Source organism: Micromonospora sp. B11E3 (assembly GCF_039871625.1).
Taxonomy (GTDB): domain Bacteria; phylum Actinomycetota; class Actinomycetes; order Mycobacteriales; family Micromonosporaceae; genus Micromonospora.
In genome coordinates, this window is record NZ_JBDPMC010000102.1 from 1 (window position 1) to 19,610 (window position 19,610).

General features: G+C 66.6%; 11 protein-coding genes and 1 riboswitch. Of the genes, 7 read left to right on the plus strand and 4 right to left on the minus strand.

What is annotated here, in order from left to right; translation table 11 throughout:
* Positions 1–218 precede the first annotated feature (218 nt).
* Positions 219–299, plus strand: a riboswitch (cobalamin riboswitch).
* 54 nt (positions 300–353) lie between these two features.
* The 4 genes from ABGB16_RS30155 (at position 354) to ABGB16_RS30170 (ending at position 4,015) form a co-directional block, all read left to right on the plus strand.
* The gene (locus ABGB16_RS30155; protein WP_347671469.1) at positions 354–572 is read left to right on the plus strand and encodes a CbtB domain-containing protein; all 219 of its coding nucleotides are present in this window, start codon (positions 354–356) and stop codon (positions 570–572) included.
* A gap of 18 nt (positions 573–590) precedes the next feature.
* The gene (locus ABGB16_RS30160) at positions 591–1,370 is read left to right on the plus strand and encodes a CbtA family protein (protein WP_347671470.1); all 780 of its coding nucleotides are present in this window, start codon (positions 591–593) and stop codon (positions 1,368–1,370) included.
* Positions 1,371–1,942: 572 nt separating this feature from the next.
* Positions 1,943–2,173 carry a hypothetical protein gene (locus ABGB16_RS30165; protein WP_347671471.1) on the plus strand — a complete coding sequence of 77 codons (231 nt, stop codon included), beginning with the start codon at positions 1,943–1,945 and terminating at the stop codon, positions 2,171–2,173.
* A 249-nt stretch (positions 2,174–2,422) separates the two neighbouring features.
* Entirely contained in the window at positions 2,423–4,015 is a 1,593-nt protein-coding gene (locus ABGB16_RS30170; RefSeq protein WP_347671472.1) for a hypothetical protein, read from the plus strand.
* Positions 4,016–4,181: 166 nt separating this feature from the next.
* Here ABGB16_RS30170 and ABGB16_RS30175 read toward each other — a convergent pair whose 3' ends face one another.
* Positions 4,182–4,979, minus strand: coding sequence for a transposase (locus ABGB16_RS30175; protein WP_347671473.1), 798 nt, complete (start codon positions 4,977–4,979; stop codon positions 4,182–4,184).
* A 382-nt stretch (positions 4,980–5,361) separates the two neighbouring features.
* On the opposite strand from ABGB16_RS30175, the gene ABGB16_RS30180 reads away from it, so the two are divergent.
* On the plus strand, positions 5,362–16,476 hold the full coding sequence (locus tag ABGB16_RS30180) for a hypothetical protein (RefSeq protein WP_347671474.1): 11,115 nt from the start codon (positions 5,362–5,364) through the stop codon (positions 16,474–16,476).
* Positions 16,477–16,618: 142 nt separating this feature from the next.
* Positions 16,619–16,966, plus strand: a complete 348-nt coding sequence (locus tag ABGB16_RS30185; protein ID WP_347671479.1) for a transposase — start codon at positions 16,619–16,621, stop codon at positions 16,964–16,966.
* 261 nt (positions 16,967–17,227) lie between these two features.
* Here ABGB16_RS30185 and ABGB16_RS30190 read toward each other — a convergent pair whose 3' ends face one another.
* Positions 17,228–17,851: a transposase gene (locus tag ABGB16_RS30190; RefSeq protein ID WP_347671475.1), complete on the minus strand. Its 624-nt coding sequence runs from the start codon at positions 17,849–17,851 to the stop codon at positions 17,228–17,230.
* Between the two features lie 499 nt (positions 17,852–18,350).
* Between ABGB16_RS30190 and ABGB16_RS30195 the strand changes: the two genes are divergently transcribed.
* Complete coding sequence (locus ABGB16_RS30195; protein ID WP_347671476.1) at positions 18,351–18,485, plus strand: hypothetical protein; 135 nt, start codon at positions 18,351–18,353, stop codon at positions 18,483–18,485.
* A 394-nt stretch (positions 18,486–18,879) separates the two neighbouring features.
* On the opposite strand, the gene ABGB16_RS30200 is transcribed toward ABGB16_RS30195, so the two are convergent.
* Positions 18,880–19,143, minus strand: a complete 264-nt coding sequence (locus ABGB16_RS30200; protein WP_347671477.1) for an NAD(P)H-dependent oxidoreductase subunit E — start codon at positions 19,141–19,143, stop codon at positions 18,880–18,882.
* 119 nt (positions 19,144–19,262) lie between these two features.
* Positions 19,263–19,610, minus strand: a 348-nt coding sequence (locus tag ABGB16_RS30205; protein ID WP_347671478.1) for a low temperature requirement protein A, incomplete at its 5' end; no start/stop codon positions are given.

The following is a 19,610-nucleotide window of genomic DNA, read 5'->3' on the forward strand; positions in this document are numbered from 1 at the left end:
CAAAGCGGAGTTCCTGGTCTCGAGGGTTTCTTGGAGTGACTCACCTCAATACCGGAACTCCGCTTCTGTTTGCCTGAGCGACACACCCCTCGACAGCCGCCACAACGCCTTAACCGAGCGGCGTTGCAACTAGAAGATCATCGAAATCAACCGTGCCCGTGATATTGACACCGCGACGTTGCCGCCCGTAGCGTCCAGGCCACAGCGTGACGGTGGCAGGAAGCCGGTGTAATCCCGGCACGGTCGCGCCACTGTAACCAGCCCGACGGGTGCCTCACCTGACCGGCTGAGAGTCAGACCCTCCACCGTCACGGAAACCGCTAGGGGACGCGTGATCCCAGGAGGTCCTTGTCATGGCCGACATGTCGCTGCCCGCTCCCACCGCCGTACCCGCACCGGTCGCCATACCGCTGCGGCAGATCCTGCCCTGGGCGGCCTTCGCCGCGGTGATCGCGCTCGTACTGCTCTACTTCGTCGGCGTCGAACAGGGCGTCCTGTCCGTGTTCGCTGGCGAGACGGTGCACGAGTTCGTGCACGACGGACGCCACCTGCTCGGCTTCCCCTGCCACTGAGCGCGGCGAGAACCCCTCATGCTGTCCACCCGCTCACTTCTCGTCCGCGGCATGCTCGTCGGCCTCGCCGCCGGTGCCGCCGCCTACCTGTTCGCCACCGTCTTCGGTGAGGGCCCCGTCGGGCAGGCCATCGACTTCGAGTCCGCCCAGGCCGTCGCGCACACCCATGCCGCTGCCGCCGCCCACACGCATGGCGAAGCCAGCGAACCCGAGCTGGTCAGCCGCACCGTGCAGAGCACGATCGGTCTGGCCACTGCCGCCCTGGTGTACGGGGTCGCGCTCGGCGGCCTGTTCGCACTCGCCTTCGCCATCGCGTACGGCCGGATCGGGCGCTTCAACCCCCGGGCGACCGCCGCGCTCGTCGCGCTCGGCGGCTTCGTGACCGTCGCGTTCGTACCGTTCCTCAAATATCCGGCCAACCCACCGGCCACCGGCAACCCGGACACCCTCGGGCAACGAACCGGCCTGTACTTCCTCATGATCGTGATCGCGGTCGGCACCGGACTCCTCGCCGTCAACCTCGGACGCTGGCTCAACCCGAGGTACGGCGCCTGGACCGCGACCCTCATGGCAATCGCCGCGTACGTCGTCCTCATCGGGGTCATCCAGGCCGCGCTACCCACGATCAGCGAGGTACCCGACGGCTTCCCCGCCCTCGTGCTCTGGAAGTTCCGGCTCGCCTCACTCGGCACCCAGCTCGTCACCTGGACCACCCTCGGGCTGCTCTTCGGCGCGCTCACCGAACGCAGCCTTCGCGCCCGGTCCGTCCTGGCCGCCCGTCCGACGGTTGCCGCCTGACGACATCGGCGTCGGTATCGCGAACAAACAGCGGAACGCTCAGCTCGGTGTCCGCCCCAAGCGCCAAGCAGCCAGGGGCGGACACCGTGGCACAGTCAAGGATGAGGCGGGCCGGAAAAGCAGTTCCCATCGAGTTGGCCGGCGGGCCGTAAACACGGTCGACGAGCAAACAACAGCTACTACGTGACCGGCCACAGGTAGCGACGGAAGGGCCGGCCCTTCCGGTGGCGCTGCATGTCAGGCCAGCAAACGGAGCCGCAACCGCTGGTCGTTCAACTCCCACTGGCCTCAATCCCTTGACGCGTTCCGCCCGACCGACAGGACGTTGCCGGCAACCCTCGGCGCCTGACCGACGTCCCATACTTATGGGTGTACGAGCAGGCTGGCCGCGAACGGTTCTCTTGCTACCGGCCGTGCTGCTGGCGGCGTGTGCGGGCTCCGGTCCTGGAGGCGCGCCAGCGTCACCGGCGGCCGGGAGTGCGGGAGTCCGGGGCACGGCGACGGTCGACGTCGGCTGCCCCGTACTCGAGGCCAGGTCGCCGTGTCCGCGGATCCCTCTCCGGGCCCGGATCGTGGCGTTGCGGGCCGGGTCCGACGATCAGGTCGCGGTTGCGGAGGCCGGCGAGGACGGGCGTTTCACGATCGGCCTGGAGCCGGGCGGCTACGAGTTGCGTGGCGAGAACACGACCGGTCGGCCGGTCCCGCGGGCCACGCCTGTCAGCGTCGTGGTCCAGCCAGGACGGTACGCAGAGGTCGAAATCCAGTTCGACTCCGGCATCAGGGGCGCCTCACCCGCAAAGTGACGCCTTAGGCCCATCTCCGACACATTCCAAAAAGCATGGATATCCGTAAATCCGTCGGCTCACACACCCACCGCAACTCACCGAAACTGCCAAAACCCGACAGTCGCCTATTCCGATGCCTCGCCGCCTGGCATCTTCACCGTCGGGAAGCTTCCCGCTACTCACGATCATATTCGTTCCGTGCCTCGAAACGAGGGAACAGTGGGAAGACTACGTAAAGCCATGGCCGGGACAGGGTGCGCAGCCCTGTTGCTGAGCCTGCTCGTCAGTGTCGACGTCGCCGCCGCGAGCCCGCCCCCGGCACCGTCGGCGCAGGTCGCGATCGCCCCGGCCGGTCGCGGCTACGCCACCCCGACGCTCGTCGACCAGCGCACCAACTCACCGGCTCGCCAAACCGCCGCCGCTGCCGACCACCCGGTCCTGGGTGTCGACGGCAAGCCCACCGGCACCGCCCTGCCCGCCGGCGTCAACAAGGCCGCCAAGCCGACCGCCACCGGAACCAGCGCCCGCATCCCGGACGGCCCGAACACCGGACCAAGTGGACAATCACGAGCCCCATCGCCGACCACCATCAACTCCAACTTCGCCGGCATCGACCAGGCCGGCGGCGGCGGTGCCCAACCCTCCGACATCAACGCCAGCGTAGGCGCCACCCAGATCATGGAGACCGTCAACCGCCGGGTCACCGTGTTCAGCAAGACCGGCGTGCTTCAGTGCACCAACACCCTGGCCGGGTGGCTCGGGCTCGGCACCACCAACGTGTTCGACCCGCGCACCATCTACGACAACCTGAACAACCGGTTCGTCATCATCGCCACCACCAGCGGAACCGCCGGCGCCGCGCCGCGGCTGTTCCTGGCCGCCAGCACCAGCAGCAACGCCTGCGGCAGCTACTTCGTCTACACCCTGACCTTCACCGGCGCCCTGTTCCCCAACGGGATGCTGCTGGACTACCCGTACCTCGGCCAGGACCGGGTGGCCATCCTGTCCTCGACCAACAACTTCAACCCCGGCTACGTCAACTCCACCGCCTGGTCGGTGTCCAAGGCACAGCTGTACGTCGGTGGCGCGGTCAGCTTCCCCGCCTTCTCGGTCGCCTTCTCCACCGCACCGGTCACCGTCGCCGGCATCCCCATCGCCGCCACCGCCAACACCTACTACGTCGCCGGCGTCCCCGGCACCGGCTACAACCTCTACCGGATGAACAACAGCGCCGGACCCGGCACCACCCTGGTACTCCAGGCCACCATCGCCTCCACCTACGCCGCCCCGAGCAGGCGCGTCAACCAGTGCGGCACCACCGTCACCCTCGACCCCCTCGACGGCCGCATAGCCTGGGCACCCGTACAGGCCGGGAACTCGACCTTCGTCTGGTTCACCCACGGCCTCAACATCTCCGGCTTCCCCGGCGTCCGCTACGGGGCGATCAACACCGCCACCAACACCGTGACCGTGGCGAACGCGTTCCACAGCGGCACCAGCGACGACTTCAACCCGTCCCTGGGCGCCTTCGAAACCGCGCCGAACTCGTTCAACATCTGGCTCAACTGGGCCTACACCGACACCGGAGCCACCACCTGCACCAACACGTCCACCACCTTCAACGGGGTGCTCCCCGGAGGCGGCGTACCCGCCCTCACCGGCAGCGACATCACCCTGGTCACCGGATCGAACACCACCACCAACACCCGCTTCGGTGACTACTCAAGCGTCCACGTCGACCCCGTCGCCGCCAGCGGCACCTGCCCCGCCGGCAGCACCGCCCTCCTCGCCCAGCAGTACTTCGTCGGCGGGAACTGGGCAACCCGCCTCGCCCGCGTCAGCATCGGACCCGGCTGCTGACACCTGACCGACACGAACACGGATGCCCGGCGGCCCAAACCGCCGGGCATCCCCATGCGAGCGCAGACACCGGGCTTGGGCTCGGGTTGAGTTGAACGACGCGAAGGTTGACCGAGCGACGAGGCCCGGGCTCGGCGCGTGGCGGACTCCTGCTCAGATTCCGGTCTCAAGTAGCTACGCGGTTGCCGCCTGGCACGCAGCGACTGGGTGGAGCTGGCGGGCGTCGAGGCCGGCGGCGGGCCGGAGCGGCGGGTGTATCGGCTGACCGGACCGGGTGTGTGTCGAACCGGCCGGTCAACGCCTCCACCAGCGCGGTGTGCTTGCGGCGCATACGCCCGCGAGCCAGGCCGGCGAGGGCCTGCGGGTCGTGTTGCCCGGCGATCAGGGCCTCGACCATGTCCCGGGTAGACACGCTGTTGAGCGTGCTCGCCACCGAGGAGATCTTGATCAGTGCGTCTTCGAGGAGTTTCTCCAGCCGCTGCCAGTTGCGGGTCCGGTCGCGGGTCAGGTCGACGCGCATGCGGGTGTAATCACGCAGGACCCGGATCGGCGCCGGTGGCACGAACGAGGGCCGCAGCATGTCCTTCTCGGTGAGTTTGGCCAACCACACCGCATCCAGCTTGTCCGTCTTGGGCCGGCCGGGGACGTTCTTGACGTCGCGGGCGTTGACCAGCTGCACGTCCAGGCCCGCCGCCTCCAGCAGGTAGTACCAGATCCGCCAGTAGTCCGACGTGGACTCCACGGTCACCTTCTCCACCCCCAGCTCGACAAGCTGGGCGGCGAGGTCACTGACCGCGTTGGTCGTTGCCGGCACCTGCCATACCCGACTGGTCCGCCGACCACCCGCCCCGCCAGGCAACCGGGTACACACCATGCCCGAGTCCTTGGCCACATCGACCGCCGCGACCCGGTCCAGAACCTGTTCGTGTTCCTCGTCGGGAATCTCCGCAGGCGAAGCCCGCACCCCACCCGTCCCTTCTTCCCACGCATAACGGCAACGGCGGGCCGCCCGGGGGCCTCGGTCGGGAACCGAAATTCTGACCGGCGTGCTCGAAGCAACAGTGCGTGACCCTCCAGGTCGGGGCCCCGGCGTCAGACTTGGTTACGGGCTACAACGTCCCAAGATCCATCGACGTCGGCGGGCGAACCGACACCATTTTCACGCTTGCGTGGGGTCCCGAAGAGACCGGGTGACTTGGTGGTGCCCAAACAAGGTGCCGGAGTGGCGCTCATTCAACCTGCCGGAAACAGCACTGGAACGAGATGGTCGGAAGCTGGGGTGGCGGTCAGCGCGGCTGACTGATCCGCACTGGGTGCCCTGATTCGGGGCAGGGAAGGAGCGCGCGTTGGCCGCTGCCGTTCCGACCGTTGAGCTCAGTGAGAGCCAGCTGGAGCTTTTGGAAGGATTCACCGGGTTCAGGCTGTCCCGGGCGGAGTTGCCGCTGTTGTGGGATGACATCGGTACGGCCGAAGTGCTGGAGCATCGGGTGCGTACGGTGCTTGGTCCGTTGCTGGAGCAGACGATCAAGGCGGTCGGGGAGGCGGGGGAGGGCGAGGTCTTCGACCGGTTCGTGGCCCAGACCGTTCCGTTCGTGAAGAAGATGGCCGAGACGGCCGACCTGCTGCTCGCCGTGATCGAGGCGGAGAAGGAGTTCTTCCTCGAGACGGAGAAGGGCAAGCGTACGGCGGTCGCCATGTTCAGCTTCATGATGGCCGAGTTTGCCGTCGCCTTCGCGATGTGGTTCTGGAATCCGGTGGGGGCGGCGGCACACGTCGCCCAGACACGGTCCATCATCCAGGCGATCCTGCGTTCGGCGTTGGTCCGCTCGGCGGCGAGCGGCACGGCTGTGCAGATGTTGTTCATGCCGGGTTCTGCGCTGCTGGCCGAGGTGTCGATGATGACCGATGGTCTGCAGTCCGGGGTGAACTGGTCGGCGGTCGGTAAGCAGGCGGCGTACGCGGGGGCGGTGGCGTTCCTCAGCACGGTGGCGGGGCCGGCGTTGGGTAAGGTCGCTGGCGCTGTCGCCGGCGCTGTCAGCAAGCTGGGCGTGTCGGATACCACCAAGATTCTGTTGACCGATCTGCTGACGCGGCCCGTGCTGGAGACCGGCATGGAGGGGCTCTTCGGTGGGCTTTCCAGCCTGATGGTCGACGGGTACTACGACTTCGACAATCTCGGTGCGGACCTTCTCTCCGGGGCGCTGTCGGGGGCGGGGGGATCGGCCGCGAGCGTGCTCGGGTTCCTCTTGAGTCGCGCCATGATGCAGCCCCGGGTGCAGATGCCTCGTACCGATTTCACGCCGGACGGAAGGCCGGTCCTGCCGGTGGCGTCGACACCGGTTGGTGGGGACACGTCCACGGGCTACCAGACCGGGGTCGACGATCCGACGGCTGTGGCTGCCGGCACGCAGGCCCTGCCGCCCACCCCGCCGCCCACCCCGCCGCCGCTGCCGCTGCCGGCATCGAACATGCCCACGCCGCCGCCCACGCCGCTGAGCCTGGAGTTGCCCACGCCGAGCCTGGAGTTGCCCACGCCGAACCCGGACCCGTCGGTGCCGTCGTGGTCGGTGCCGTCGCTGTCGATGCCGGCCGTGCCGGCGCCGGAGTGGGTTGTGGCAGCTGGTGCGCCGGTGGTCGAGCAGTGGTATCGGTTCCAGCAGGATCTGGTGGATCGCTACGGTGGGCTGCTGGCCGGGGTGGCTCGGGCGGGCAAGAGAATGGCCGCGCTTGCCGTGCCTATCGAGCGGGTTTTCGCCGGGTGGGTCGACGCCCGGCAGGGTGATCCGACTGTTCTGGCCTTCCTGTCCGCGGTCGGTCTGCCGGGTACCGCGCTCACCGAGGGGTATCTGACGGGTGTCCGGGAGCGGGCGGTGGCCCGGATGGCCGAGGCGTTGGCGTCCGCGGGTGAGCAGATCCCGGCCGAGGTGTGGTCGGAGCAGGTGATCGACGCGCTGCCGGCGGCGTTCGACCTGGAGGCGTTGCGCGCGATCGCGCACCTGGCCGCCGAACACCACATCGACCAGTACCTCGCCGCCGGCCTACCGACAGGCACCGGCACGCCGACAGGCGCAGGCACGTCGTCGGCCGCTGGCCTGCCGGCAGGCCAGCGGCCGGCAGGCGCAGGCGTGCCGGCAGGCGCAGGCGTGCCGGCAGGCGCAGGCGTGCCGGCAGGCGCAGGCGTGCCGGCAGGCGCAGGCGTGCCGGCAGGCGCAGGCGTGCCGGCAGGCGCCGGGGCGGTACCGTCCGCCGCGGTGCGCGAGGCGGTCAAGCACGACGTGTGGAACCATATGGCCCGAATCCTCGATGAGATCCTCGGTACCTCCGCGCTGCCCCCCGTGCTGCCGGCCGTGCTGCCCGCTGTGGTGGCCGGCCCCGACGCCGCGCAGGTCAACGCCGTGGCGAACGTGGTCCAGCAGACGGTCACCGACCTGCCCGCCCGCATCACGGCCGCGGCCATCCCCGACGCCACCGCACCGGCCGCCAACTGGGCTACCGTCGACATCCAAGAAAGCGGGCCCACCGGCGCGCCGACCCTACCGATAACGCCCGAGCAGCACACCACGGCGGCGGCCGGCCCGGCGCCGGCCCTGTTCAACGCCCTGGCCGACCGATACGGCGTCGATCCGGCCATCCACGGCCCCCTCGCCAGATCATTCGAACGAGAATGGGCAGACGGCTCCCACCAGGTCCTCGCCCAGGCCGCCGGCAGCGCCACGCACGGCACCCCCGGCACGCCCGGCACACCAGACACGGCTGGCACTCCAGGCACGACGGACGCGACCAACGCCCGTAGCACGGTGCCGGCCGGCGCTGCCTCCCGCGCCGATGACACGCCGATCCACCACAACGCCAACGCCAACGCCAACGCCAGCGACCGTGACAGCGCCAGTGACAGTGACAGTGACAGCGCCAGCGCCACGTCTGTCTCCAGCGATGACGTGTTCAGCAACCTCGACACCAGCGACACGGGTTCGTTGAGTGAGGTGTTCTTGCGGGACGAGTCGCTTGGTGGGGTGCCTGGCAAGCCTGGACTCGGCGACACGGGTTCGTTGAGTGACGTGTTCTTGCGGGATGAACCGGTCAGTGGCGACCCCGGCAAGCTTGGCGAGCCGGCCGTTGCGGCAACCGGGCAGGCCGTCGGGATGTTCGAGTCCGGGCAGCGGGCCGCCAACTGGGCCACTGCGGAGCAGGCGCGTCCCGGCAGCAGCGGCGCCCCGTGGTGGTGCGTGGCGGCCACCCTCGATGTGTTCCAAACCGAGTACAAACGGCTGGGCAACCGGGCGGTGTTCGACGACCGGATCATCGGACCCGACGGCCGGCTCGCGCCCACCATGGGCTGGCCGCAACTGATGGAAATCCTCGACACGGTACCCGAGCATGTCGCCCCCCACCCGCACGGAGTCGCAGGAGAGGACGTGCTGGCCGCGCTGAAGGCGGCGCCAGGATCGATGGTCGTGGTCAGGGACGCGCCACCGAACGAACCGCAGCACGTGTTCGCCCTTTACAGCCAGCCACAGGAATCCGGGCCGCCGAGAATCCAGGTGCGGGACCCCCTGGTGCCCGACGCCGCCAACCGACCCGAACCGAAAAATCCGATACAAGATCCGTGGCTACAACACCTGTTCGCATCCAGCACCCTGCTGGCCGCGTTCGACGGGAACGGACGGCCCACCACCATCACCGACCTACTCGGCCACACCACCCGCCACCCGCGGCCGAACACCACGACCGGCACCGACCCCAGCGCGTTCCTGCTCGCCTCCACCAGCACACCACGCAGCCCGTCCCAAGCGATGCGGGCAAACACCGACCCGGCCGACTCCCACGGGCAGCCACCCGGTCCAGCGGGCAACGGCGTCCCGTCTGGTCCTGGCCTGGTGTCTGGTGATCAGGCATCCCACAACGTAGTCGACCCGTATCTGGAAATGGGTCTGGATCTGCCTCGAATGAATACACCGACGCTCGCCGACGACTGGGAGCCGGGGGGTACCGGACAGGTCCAGTCGGATCTGGCAGGGGTGGATCTGTCGGCATCGGTGCCTGACTGGGGGTTGCTGCCGGAAACGGTCGGCTCTCCGGCTCTGCCGGCAGATTTTGAGTCTCTGGAGCCGTCCGCTGATTCGTTCTCTGGTACGGCGGCGATGCAATGGCGGCGCCCCCCGGCCGGCCCTGACGCTTTGCGCGGCCAGCAGCCGTTCGGTTCAGCGGAACATTACGACCTGTCTGCTACTGGCCCGGGGACATCCGGGCCGCAGGCAAGCAGGGAGTTCGACATCGATCTCCCGGATGGCAGCGCGAACTCGCACACTACGCCATGGGAATCAGAGATTCATTGGTGGCTTTTCAACAGCATATCTATCGATGACACAATGGGGGCGAATCAGCGATTGCCCGCACCCCTGGGTATTTGGGTCGGCGGTTCGAACAATACGCTAGGTGGCAAGGAGGTGGATCTCAGCCCGGGCACGGCAATCAGCCTGCTGGTAGGAGACCGGTGGCGGCGGGTCGGAGACGATATAGTCACATACATTTCCGTCGTGGTCAGTGCACCGTTGGTCGACGGATCCGGATACGCCTACCGGCTCGTCGAAACGAATTGGGAAAGCAGCAATTCTGCTGCGCTCACACACCAGCTCACCCAGCGTGTGGCTTCCGCGCTGGCGCCGCCGCCAGACGGCCCACCCTCCGACCGGCCGTCAGGGGTGTCGCAGAAATTCGAGGACTGGGCGAAAGAGGTGTTCGGCATCGATCTCGCGGCGGACACCGCGAAGTCGAACAACGCCTTCTGGGATTCGGCGTTTGACATCTTCCGAAAAGATTTGGAGAAGTTGGGCGTCACCACTTCGGATGGACTGCGCGCGTGGGTGACCCGCCTACTGGCCGCCGACCTCACCCAGGTTGGACCGTCGAGGTTCGCCGAGTTTCTTCCGTATCCGGAGCTGATGTCCGAGCGGGAACGAGAGGCCCTGCACCGGCAGTGGCTCGACAAGCTCGGAAACCCTCAATCCTGGGATTGGGACGTCACGCATGTGGGTCCTCATGTTGTGGCCTGGGGGTTGGACCGGCCGATGCTGGTTTACCATCCGTTCGGTGAGCCGATCGCGATCGGCCCGTCGCCCGGTTACGGTGTCATCCCACAGCCGGTCGTGTGGTGGAACGGCATCTACATCGTCGTCAAACATCCTGCAAACCCAGACGGTGCCCCCATCGAGAGCTTTTCCCCGCAGTCGGTGTCCAACGACGAGCAGCGTCAACAGGATGCCGCGTTCGAGGACGAACTCCGCCGGCTGCAAGCGGAAATCGCCAGGGCGAAAGGGGATAACCCCCCAAAACACTGGCCCATCCTGCAAGCCACATTCCACCGCAATCTCGCGGTCATCGATCAACGCCCCGCCGACCCCGGCAAGCGGGCCCACCAGGACGACATACTCGAAGAACATCGCCAATACCTTATCAGTCTCATCAAAGACAGCAGCTGGGTGGACAAGAAGCCAAGGGCCAACCTCGAAGGCCAATTCACCCTCCGCATCACCTCCACCCTCAAGCGCGGGCGTCCAGGGGTAGCAATCTGGCTGGGCGGCACTGAAACATATCTCGGTTATCTTGGCCGAATGGTCATCCCGGGCGATGCGGTCGAAATCCGTTTCGGGAAGGTCGGCGACGAAGGTGTCGGTTTTATCGAAATCCCGTACACCAGGGACGGCAGCGAAGAACTCACCTACACCTACCGAGAGATCGGCCGCAACTTCACTGCCAGTGATCTGGAAGAACTGAAGGAGAGGGTACCGACCGGCCCGGTGTGGAGATTCCAGGGGGAGCGGGAGCCCCGCGACTACTTCTACTACACGACGACCTGGGATTACAGAACATGGCGATTGGCTGCCCGTCTCGGCGAAAAAAAAATCCGCCATCGTATCCCATCGAGGGGCAAGGTGGTCGACGGAAGTTGGTTCGTTCTCCCCGAGGGGGAGGTCCGTCTCGAACTCGGGTATGACGTGGGAGGTCGACCCTTCGCGGACGTGGTAATGCCGGCCAACATGACCGGGATCGGAAGGCCCCTGTACCTGAAACTGGTCAACCCCGCCCCCACCGCGGACGACATCGAGCGGCTGCGCAAAGGTGCGCTGTGGGAACCAGCGGAACGGTGGACGCTTCGCGACCCAATATCTATCAATACCCACATTGATTCGCAGAATCGATTGCGCGGAACTCAGGGTCTTAGGGCCGGCGGTTCGGACATGACTGTAGATGGCAAGAAGGTGAAGCTCGACGAGGGCACGGCGGTCACCGTGCGGGTAGGACCACTGCTGCTCAGATCGGACGCCGGCGCAAACATTTACTCCTCAACCCCTTGGGCTGTGGTCAAGGCGCCGTTGGTTGAGCCGTTGGAAGACGAAACAATCGTATACGCCTTCCGGCTCATCGACACGCAGAAAAAGCGGCGCACCAAACGCGAACAGCAACCCGAGTTGGCACCTGGGCCAGCCGCGAAACGTCAGCGCACCGGGGGCGGGTCGGGCACCGAGGGTGGGCCGTCTGGTGGTGACACGTTCGGCCGTGACATGAGCACGCCGCAGCGCACCGCTGCGGACACGGTCGAGACCGACGCCGAGCGGTGGCGGCGGACCGGTGAGGCGTTCGACTTCAGCGGCGGCACGGTGACCCGGTCGGCCGGCAGCGCGACACCCGGCACGCCGGATGCGGCCGGCGCCCGCGGTACCGTGCCGGGTGACGCCGACTCCGGTGTCGATGGCATGTCGATCAGCGATGACGACCACACCAGTGATACGGCGTCGGTCAGTGGCATGTCTGTCGTTAGCGATGACGTGTTGAGCTCTGTCTTTAGCGATGACGTGTTGAGCGGTCCCGGCTCCAGCGACACGATGTCGATCAGTGGCGTCTCCTCGCCGGACGAATCGGTCAGTGGCGACCCCGGCAAGCTTGGCGAGCCGGCCGTTGCGGCAACCGGGCAGGCCGTCGGGATGTTCGAGTCCGGGCAGCGGGCCGCCAACTGGGCCACTGCGGAGCAGGCGCGTCCCGGCAGCAGCGGCGCCCCGTGGTGGTGCGTGGCGGCCACCCTCGATGTGTTCCAAACCGAGTACAAACGGCTGGGCAACCGGGCGGTGTTCGACGACCGGATCATCGGACCCGACGGCCGGCTCGCGCCCACCATGGGCTGGCCGCAACTGATGGAAATCCTCGACACGGTACCCGAGCATGTCGCCCCCCACCCGCACGGAGTCGCAGGAGAGGACGTGCTGGCCGCGCTGAAGGCGGCGCCAGGATCGATGGTCGTGGTCAGGGACGCGCCACCGAACGAACCGCAGCACGTGTTCGCCCTTTACAGCCAGCCACAGGAATCCGGGCCGCCGAGAATCCAGGTGCGGGACCCCCTGGTGCCCGACGCCGCCAACCGACCCGAACCGAAAAATCCGATACAAGATCCGTGGCTACAACACCTGTTCGCATCCAGCACCCTGCTGGCCGCGTTCGACGGGAACGGACGGCCCACCACCATCACCGACCTACTCGGCCACACCACCCGCCACCCGCGGCCGAACACCACGACCGGCACCGACCCCAGCGCGCTCCTGCTCGCCTCCACCAGCACACCACGCAGCCCGTCCCAAGCGATGCAGGCATCAGGAGACACCCCCATCGATCCGGCCGACTTCCCAGACTGGCAGCCGCCCGCTCTAATGGAAGATTTCGACCCGGCGTTTCTTGACCTGGCTTTTCAGGACGAATGGCACCCCGATCTGACAGATTTCGATCTGTCGACACCGAAGCCCCCCACGGAGTGGGAGCTGCCGGAGGGGCATCAGCCCGGTCGAGCCCCCGCAAGGAGGGTGAGAGTGACCTCGGTGTCCAAACAGTTGTGGGCCATGGGAACTCGTGGCGAGGCGGCGTTTGGCCAGTGGGCGCAGGAGGTGTTCGACATCGATTTCGAGCAGTACCGGGCGAAGCCGCACTTCGCCTTTTACGAGTCGGTGTTGAACGCCTACCGGGAGCGGTTGGTGAAGTTGGGGGTCACCACCGTGGCTGGGGTGCGTGCGTGGATGGCCCGTCAACTGGCCGCCGACCTCGGGGGCGGAGAGTCGAGGTTCACCGAGCTTCTTCCGTATCCGGAGAACGCGTCCCCGCAGCGGCGAAAAACCCTGCACCGGCTCCTGATCGGCAAGATCGGAAACAAACAGTCCGGGGATTACGACGCCGCGCATCTGGTTCTCCATGTCCTGGCCTGGGGGATGGATCAGCCGATGCGGATCCACCACCCGTTCGGTGACCCGTACACCATCGGCCCGCTGAACGGTCGCATCCCGCAACCAGTCGTTTGGTGGAGCGGCATCTACATCATCGTCCAACCTCGTGACTCACACGATGCCCGCATCCGCATCGCCGCAGGCTTCCCCCGGCCACCGATGACCCCCGATGAACAGCACCTACGGGCTGCCGCGTTTGACGAGGCACTCCGTCTGCTGAAAGCGAAAATCCAGACGGCGGAACAGAATCCCACCAACATCCACTGGCACATCCTGCGAGACACACTCCACCGCAACCTCGCGGCCATCCGTCAACACCCCGCCTCTCCCCGCAGCCAGGCCAAGGAACTCGAAGAACACCTCCGGCACCTCACCGTCCTCCATACAAGAAGCGGCTGGGAAGACGAAAACCGATGGGACCTCGAAGACCCGTTCACCATCCACGTCACCGTCGGCGTCCAGTCCGCCGGGCGGGAACCAGGGTTGCGCATCTGGCTGGGCCGCAAGAACGAGAGCACATATCTCCTTTACATCGGACAGCTCGCCATCCCGGGTGATGTGGTCGCTATCCGTTTCGGGAAGCTCGACGGAGAAGGCGTCGGTATTGCCGAAATCCCGTACCCCACGACCGATGGCACCGAAAGACTCATCTACCGAGAGATCGAACGCAGGTTCACCAACGACGAGCTGGCCGAACTGAGGAACAAGGAAGCCGGCCGGGTGTGGGAACTCGACGACCGGTGGTTGTTCAGCGACTTCTACCACTACACGTCGCCGGTGAGCGGAGATGGGCGACTGGGCCCCGTTTTCGGGGAGGGAACCGGCCGAAGAGTTTTTATCCCCTCACACGCCAAGGTGGTCGACGGAAGTCCGCCTGTCCGCGCCGCCGACTGGAAGGAGGTTCGTCTCCGACTGGGGTATGACATGAATGGTCGACCCATCGCGGTCGTGGAAGCATCGGCCGAGCAGAACGGGACCGGACGGACCCTGTACCTGGAACTGGTCGATCCCGCCCCCACGGCGGGCGACATCGAGCGACTGCGCAAAATGGCGCTGTGGGAACCAGCGGATCGGTGGACGCTTTCCGACGAGATATCCGTCGCTGTAAAAATGGGGACGGATAAACGATTGCGCAAACCCCTGCGTATTGGGATAGGCGGTTCGGTCAAGACGTTAGATGGGAAGGAGGTGAATCTCTCCCCTGGGGTGGAAATCGTCCTGCGGGTAGGACGGCGGCTTCGGCTGGTCGGACCGGATGATGTTGTCACAAACATTTTCGTCGTGGTCGAGGCACCGTTGGTCGACGGATCCGGAAACGCCTACCGTCTCATCGACACGGGCTGGATATACAACGACGAGAATTTCGATGAACTCACCCGAAAGCTCACCGGGCGGAAAAAGACGCGCACCCTCGAACAGCAAGCCGGATCGGCTGGGCAGGTCAGGAAACGTCGGCGCATCGGGGGTGAGCCGCTGCCCGAGAGGCCGGCGGCGGTCGGGCGGGAACCCACCGGAGATCATTCGCTCTCCGATGGCGCCGGGGATGTCGAACGCAGGTTCACCAACGACGAGCTGGCCGAACCGAGGAACACGGAAGCCGGCCGGGTGTGGGAACTCGACGACCGGTGGTTGTTCAGCGACTTCTACCACATCACGTCGTTCGTGGACAAAAGTGGGCGACTGGGCCCCCGTTTCGGGGAGGGAACCGGCCGAAGAGGTCTTATCCCACGCGTCGAGGTGGTCGACGGAAGTCCGCCTGTCCTCCCCGGCGACTTGAAGAAGGTTCGTCTCCGACTGGGGTATGACATGAATGGTCGACCTACCGCGGTCGTGGAAGCCGAGCAGAACGGGACCGGACGGACCCTGTACCTGGAACTGGTCGATCCCGCCCCCACCAAGGGCGACATCGAGCGACTGCGCAAAAATGCGCTGTGGGAATCAGCGGATCGGTGGCCCCTTTCCGACTCGATATCCATCGATGACGAATTGGGGACGGAGAAACGATTGCCCAGCCCCTTAAGTCTTAAGATCGGCGGTTCGGTCAATACCTTAGATGGGAAGGAGGTGGACCTCTCCGCTGGGGTGAAGATCACCCTGCGGGTAGGGCGGCGGTTGCGGCTGGTCGGACCGGATGATGTTGTCACAGACGTTTTCGTCGTGGTCAAGGCGCCGTTGGTCGACGGATCCGGAAACGCCTACCGGTTCATCGACACGGGCTGGATATACAACGACGAGAATTTCGATGAACTCACCCGAAAGCTCACCAGGCGGAAAGAGACGCGCGACCGCGAACAGCAAGCCGGATCGGCTGGGCGGGTCAGGAAACGTCGGCGCATCGGGGGTGAGCCACTGCCCGAGAGGCCGGCGGCGGTCGGGCGGGAACCCACCGGAGATCGTTCGCTCTCCGGTGGTGCCGGGGATGTCGAACGCAGGTTCACCAACGACGAGCTGGCCGAACTGAGGAACACGGAAGCCGGCCGGGTGTGGGAACTCGACGACCGGTGGTTGTTCAGCGACTTCTACTACTACACGTCGCCGGTGGGCGGAGATGGGCGACTGGGCCCCCGTTTCGGGGAGGGAACCGGCCGAAGAGTTCTTATCCCACGCGTCGGGGTGGTCGACGGAAGTCCGCCTGTCCTCCCCGGCGACTTGAAAAAGGTTCGTCTCCGACTGGGGTATGACATGGATGGTCGACCCACCGCGGTCGTGGAAGCATCGGTTGAGCAGAACGGGACCGGACGGACCCTGTACCTGGAACTGGTCGATCCCGCCCCCACGGCGGGCGACATCGAGCGACTGCGCAAAAAGGCGCTGTGGGAATCAGCGGATCGGTGGACCCTTTCTGGCTCGATATCCATCGATGTCAAATTGGGGGCGGAGAAACGATTGCCCAGCCCCCTAAATCTTAAAATCGGCGGTTCGGTCAATACCTTAGATGGGAAGGAGATGGACCTCTCCGCTGGGGTGAAGATCACCCTGCGGGTAGGGCGTGGGTTGCGGCTGGTCGGACCGGATGATGGTGTCACAAACATTTTCGCGGTGGTCACGGCACCGTTGGTCGGCGGATCCGGAAACGCCTACCGGCTCATCGACACAGGCTGGATATACAACGACAAGAATTTCAATAAACTCACCCGACAACTCACCGGGCCGAAGGAGGCGCCCGGCAACCGCGAACAGCCGCTACCGGGACTGTAGAAATAGCGGCGGACCTGCTGATCAAGGGAGAGTCGTGACACGCCGTCGGGATCGTTCTGCCTGGCCGGTTCCTGGGTGATGATCCCTGTTCGCGGTCGTGTTCTTGTCGTTTCCGGCCGTGCGGCGGGGTGTGCGAGTGTCGATGCAGCCGCGGTCGCGGTTCCAGATTCCGGAGCAGACGGTGCAGGTGGCCCGGGCTGCGTTCCCGAACGGCAGTGTGGCGATGTCCGCCCGCGACCACCTGGGCGAGGTGTTCACCGATGAGCAGTTCGCCGCCGCGTTCGGTGTCCGGGGCGCCCCGGCCGAGTCTCCGGGCGTGTTGGCGCTGGTGACCGCCCTGCAATACACGGAGAACCTGACCGATCGGCAGGCCGCGCAGATGGTCGCGCGGGCTATCGACTGGAAGTACGCGTTCGTGCGCCGCGAGGCGCCACCACCCCGGGAGGGGGTGAAAGAACCCCTCCGCCGGCCTGTCGCAGCAGGTTGGTGAAGCTGAGGGCAGCCCGACCGTGGAGACGCACGGGAGGGTGGCAAGCGGCCCTGACCTCGATCCGTCCGAGGGTTTTGATCCCTGGTCGTCCGTTCCGGCTTGACCGTTTTGTCCCTTTCGGTGGGGGTAGAAGTCAGCGCATGTCGCTGCGCGGGCGCCGGTTCTCCAGTCCGGGTGGTCTTTGCGCTGGTCGGGCCGGGGTGGGCGGGTCAGGTGGTCAGGGGTAGCAGGCTGAGGCGTTGCCAGCAGAGCTGGAACGCCTCAGCCCAGGGCCAGGTGTCGGGGATAGACAGGATTCTCCGGCGGGCGTGGGTGGCCAGCTTTGCGGGCAGGTGCACACCACGCCCCAAGCGGGTGGAACCCCCATCCCTTCTTGAACGTGGCCGCCGCGCCCTGCTTGTCGAAGTGGGCGGTGATCAGGGTGGCGTCCAGATCGATGACCACCCACCCGGACAGCAGCTTGCCGGCCACGCACAGCCACGGGAAGCCCTGCGGCCGGCGGGACAGCAGGCCCCAAACCCGAGCGCGGACCTTCGCCCTCGCCTTGGCGATCCGGCGCAGGGCGGTCTCGTCCAGCCCGGCCAGGGCCCGGCGGACGGTCGCTTCCGACGGCGGATCAGCGCACACGAGCGCCTGATGGGCCAGTAGCCCGATATCGGACATGCTGGTCGCGCCGAGCACGATCGCGGTCGCCAGACAGACCAGGACCGTTCCCCGGTCCCACCACCCCGGCCCCGCGCCGCGGGGCAACACCGCGTTCAACGCCCCGGTCAGCCCGGTCCGGTCCGCGCACCGGCGCAGCAAGACCGAGCCCACCTGCCCGACCAAACCCTTCCCACCCGCCGTCACCTGCAGCCGCTGATCCCACCCGCTACCCTTGCTCACCAGAAAGGTGCACCCGATTCTGCTGTGGATATGACGTAGACACTCACATCCTTGCAGGTCAGGTGCACCTTTCCCTTGTCACCCTCGATGAATCAATTCCGCTCTGAACGGGCGAGGTAAGGTTGGAGTGCGGCTGCGCGGCCCCACGGGGCCCGCTCGCGCCGTCGTCCGGGGCCGCGCGGCTGGCTGCTCCGCTGGCGCTTCACACCAGCCGCGCGGTCATCCTCCCACGTCGGCGTGGGAACCAGGCGCCGAAGCCGGCCGGCTACGTGGCGGGCGAGGCCGAGGCGCTGGGCGAGACCCGGGCGTGCGGTGACGGGGACCGGGGGTCACAGTCGACCCCGTCCACGTCGGGCTTGGGGCTCGCAGATCATTAACGCGCTGTCTTGATCTCTGGCGGGCTGGTGATTCCTTGTGCGGTCACATGGTTGTAGAGCTCGTTGAGCGTGGCGAGCCGGTGTGGGCTGGGATGGATGGCGTGTCCGGCTTGCTGTAGGAGTTGACGGCCGCCGAGGAAGAGGCGCTGTGGGAACACGTCGACCGGTCAACAGACATCCTGGCCGCGTACGCACAGACCCCGACCAACCACCTACCCGAGATCCGCACCGCAGCTCAACAACGCGTCCGGCTCTGACGTTCGTGCGGGCGGGTTGAGCGATTCGGGTGTAGGACGCCTATCAGGCGTCCTACACCCGAATCTGTCCCAGGCCCAATCCCAGAGTCGTTCCGGAGTATCCCCCTCCGCAACAGACCTGAGCCGCTGCAGAAACCTCGCTGGGACTGCCCCGAGTTGTCAGCCGATTTTGACTCTCCGGTAGACGCGGCACCGCGGCACCGTGATCCGCTGCCTGGCCTTCAGCGGCCTTGGGCCCCGCCTTTACGGCTGTTCGGCTCCGGGCCTGGTCCAGACCCTCCGTGGCCGGGCGCTCGGGGTCGCTGCTGCGATCTATCTGCTGTTTGACCTCCGCGCCCGGCTTGTCGCCCAGCCGTACGCCCAGCGCCTGCCCTAGCCGCGCGATGTGCCAGCCCTAGCTGCTCACAAAGCACGAGGTTCCCTCGCACACCCGCACGTGCCGTCGGCCCCGGCGACCCTTCGCGAAGTCCGCGTAGTAGGTCGCCGTACCGGTCACGGCCGCCACCGGCCACGCGAACTCGCCCGCGGCCCGCGCCAGGTCCTCGGCACCGACCTGTCCGTCCTCGGCCTGTGCCCGCCGAAGCCGATCCAGCATTCGCGTACCCGGCCGATGTAGTCGTTCCTGTAACTCGACGAACGCCTCCCGCGGCTCACCCATCGCAGCATCCCCCGCGCACCGCTGCCCTGCAGCCAAATTACGTCCGCTTCAGCGTGACTCGCGGTCAAACAGGTGCTTTGCCAAGATTTGCGACGCCTAGATTAGCGATGATGGGTCGTCTACTTCGCTGGGCGGTAATGGGGTGGCGGGGAGGGTTGGGCTGGCGGCCGATGCCGGACGCGCAGTGCGTCGGCCAGCGCGATGCTGGTGAGCACGACGACTACCGCGGTGGCGGCGACCAGTGGCGGTGCGAGGAGCAGTGGTGCGAGGAGAGCTGCCAGCACCAGCACGCCGATCGGCCGGGTCGGGGACACGCCGGCGTACACGGTGTACTCGAAGCGGGCGCGGCCGGCGAGGAACAGTGCCGGTCCGCCGAGGATGACCAGGAGCCACGAGATTGGCGTGTGCCCGTTCGGCTGGTCGATGAAGGCCCGGTAGCTGACCGAGGTGATGATGACTCCGGCCAC

What these genes read in the sequence shown, in the direction of transcription:
- ABGB16_RS30200 (WP_347671477.1), bottom strand. Translation starts at nt 19,143, where the DNA reads ATGGGTGAGCCGCGGGAGGCGTTCGTCGAGTTACAGGAACGACTACAT.
- ABGB16_RS30185 (WP_347671479.1), top strand. Translation starts at nt 16,619, where the DNA reads ATGCAGCCGCGGTCGCGGTTCCAGATTCCGGAGCAGACGGTGCAGGTG.
- ABGB16_RS30160 (WP_347671470.1), top strand. Translation starts at nt 591, where the DNA reads ATGCTGTCCACCCGCTCACTTCTCGTCCGCGGCATGCTCGTCGGCCTC.
- ABGB16_RS30155 (WP_347671469.1), top strand. Translation starts at nt 354, where the DNA reads ATGGCCGACATGTCGCTGCCCGCTCCCACCGCCGTACCCGCACCGGTC.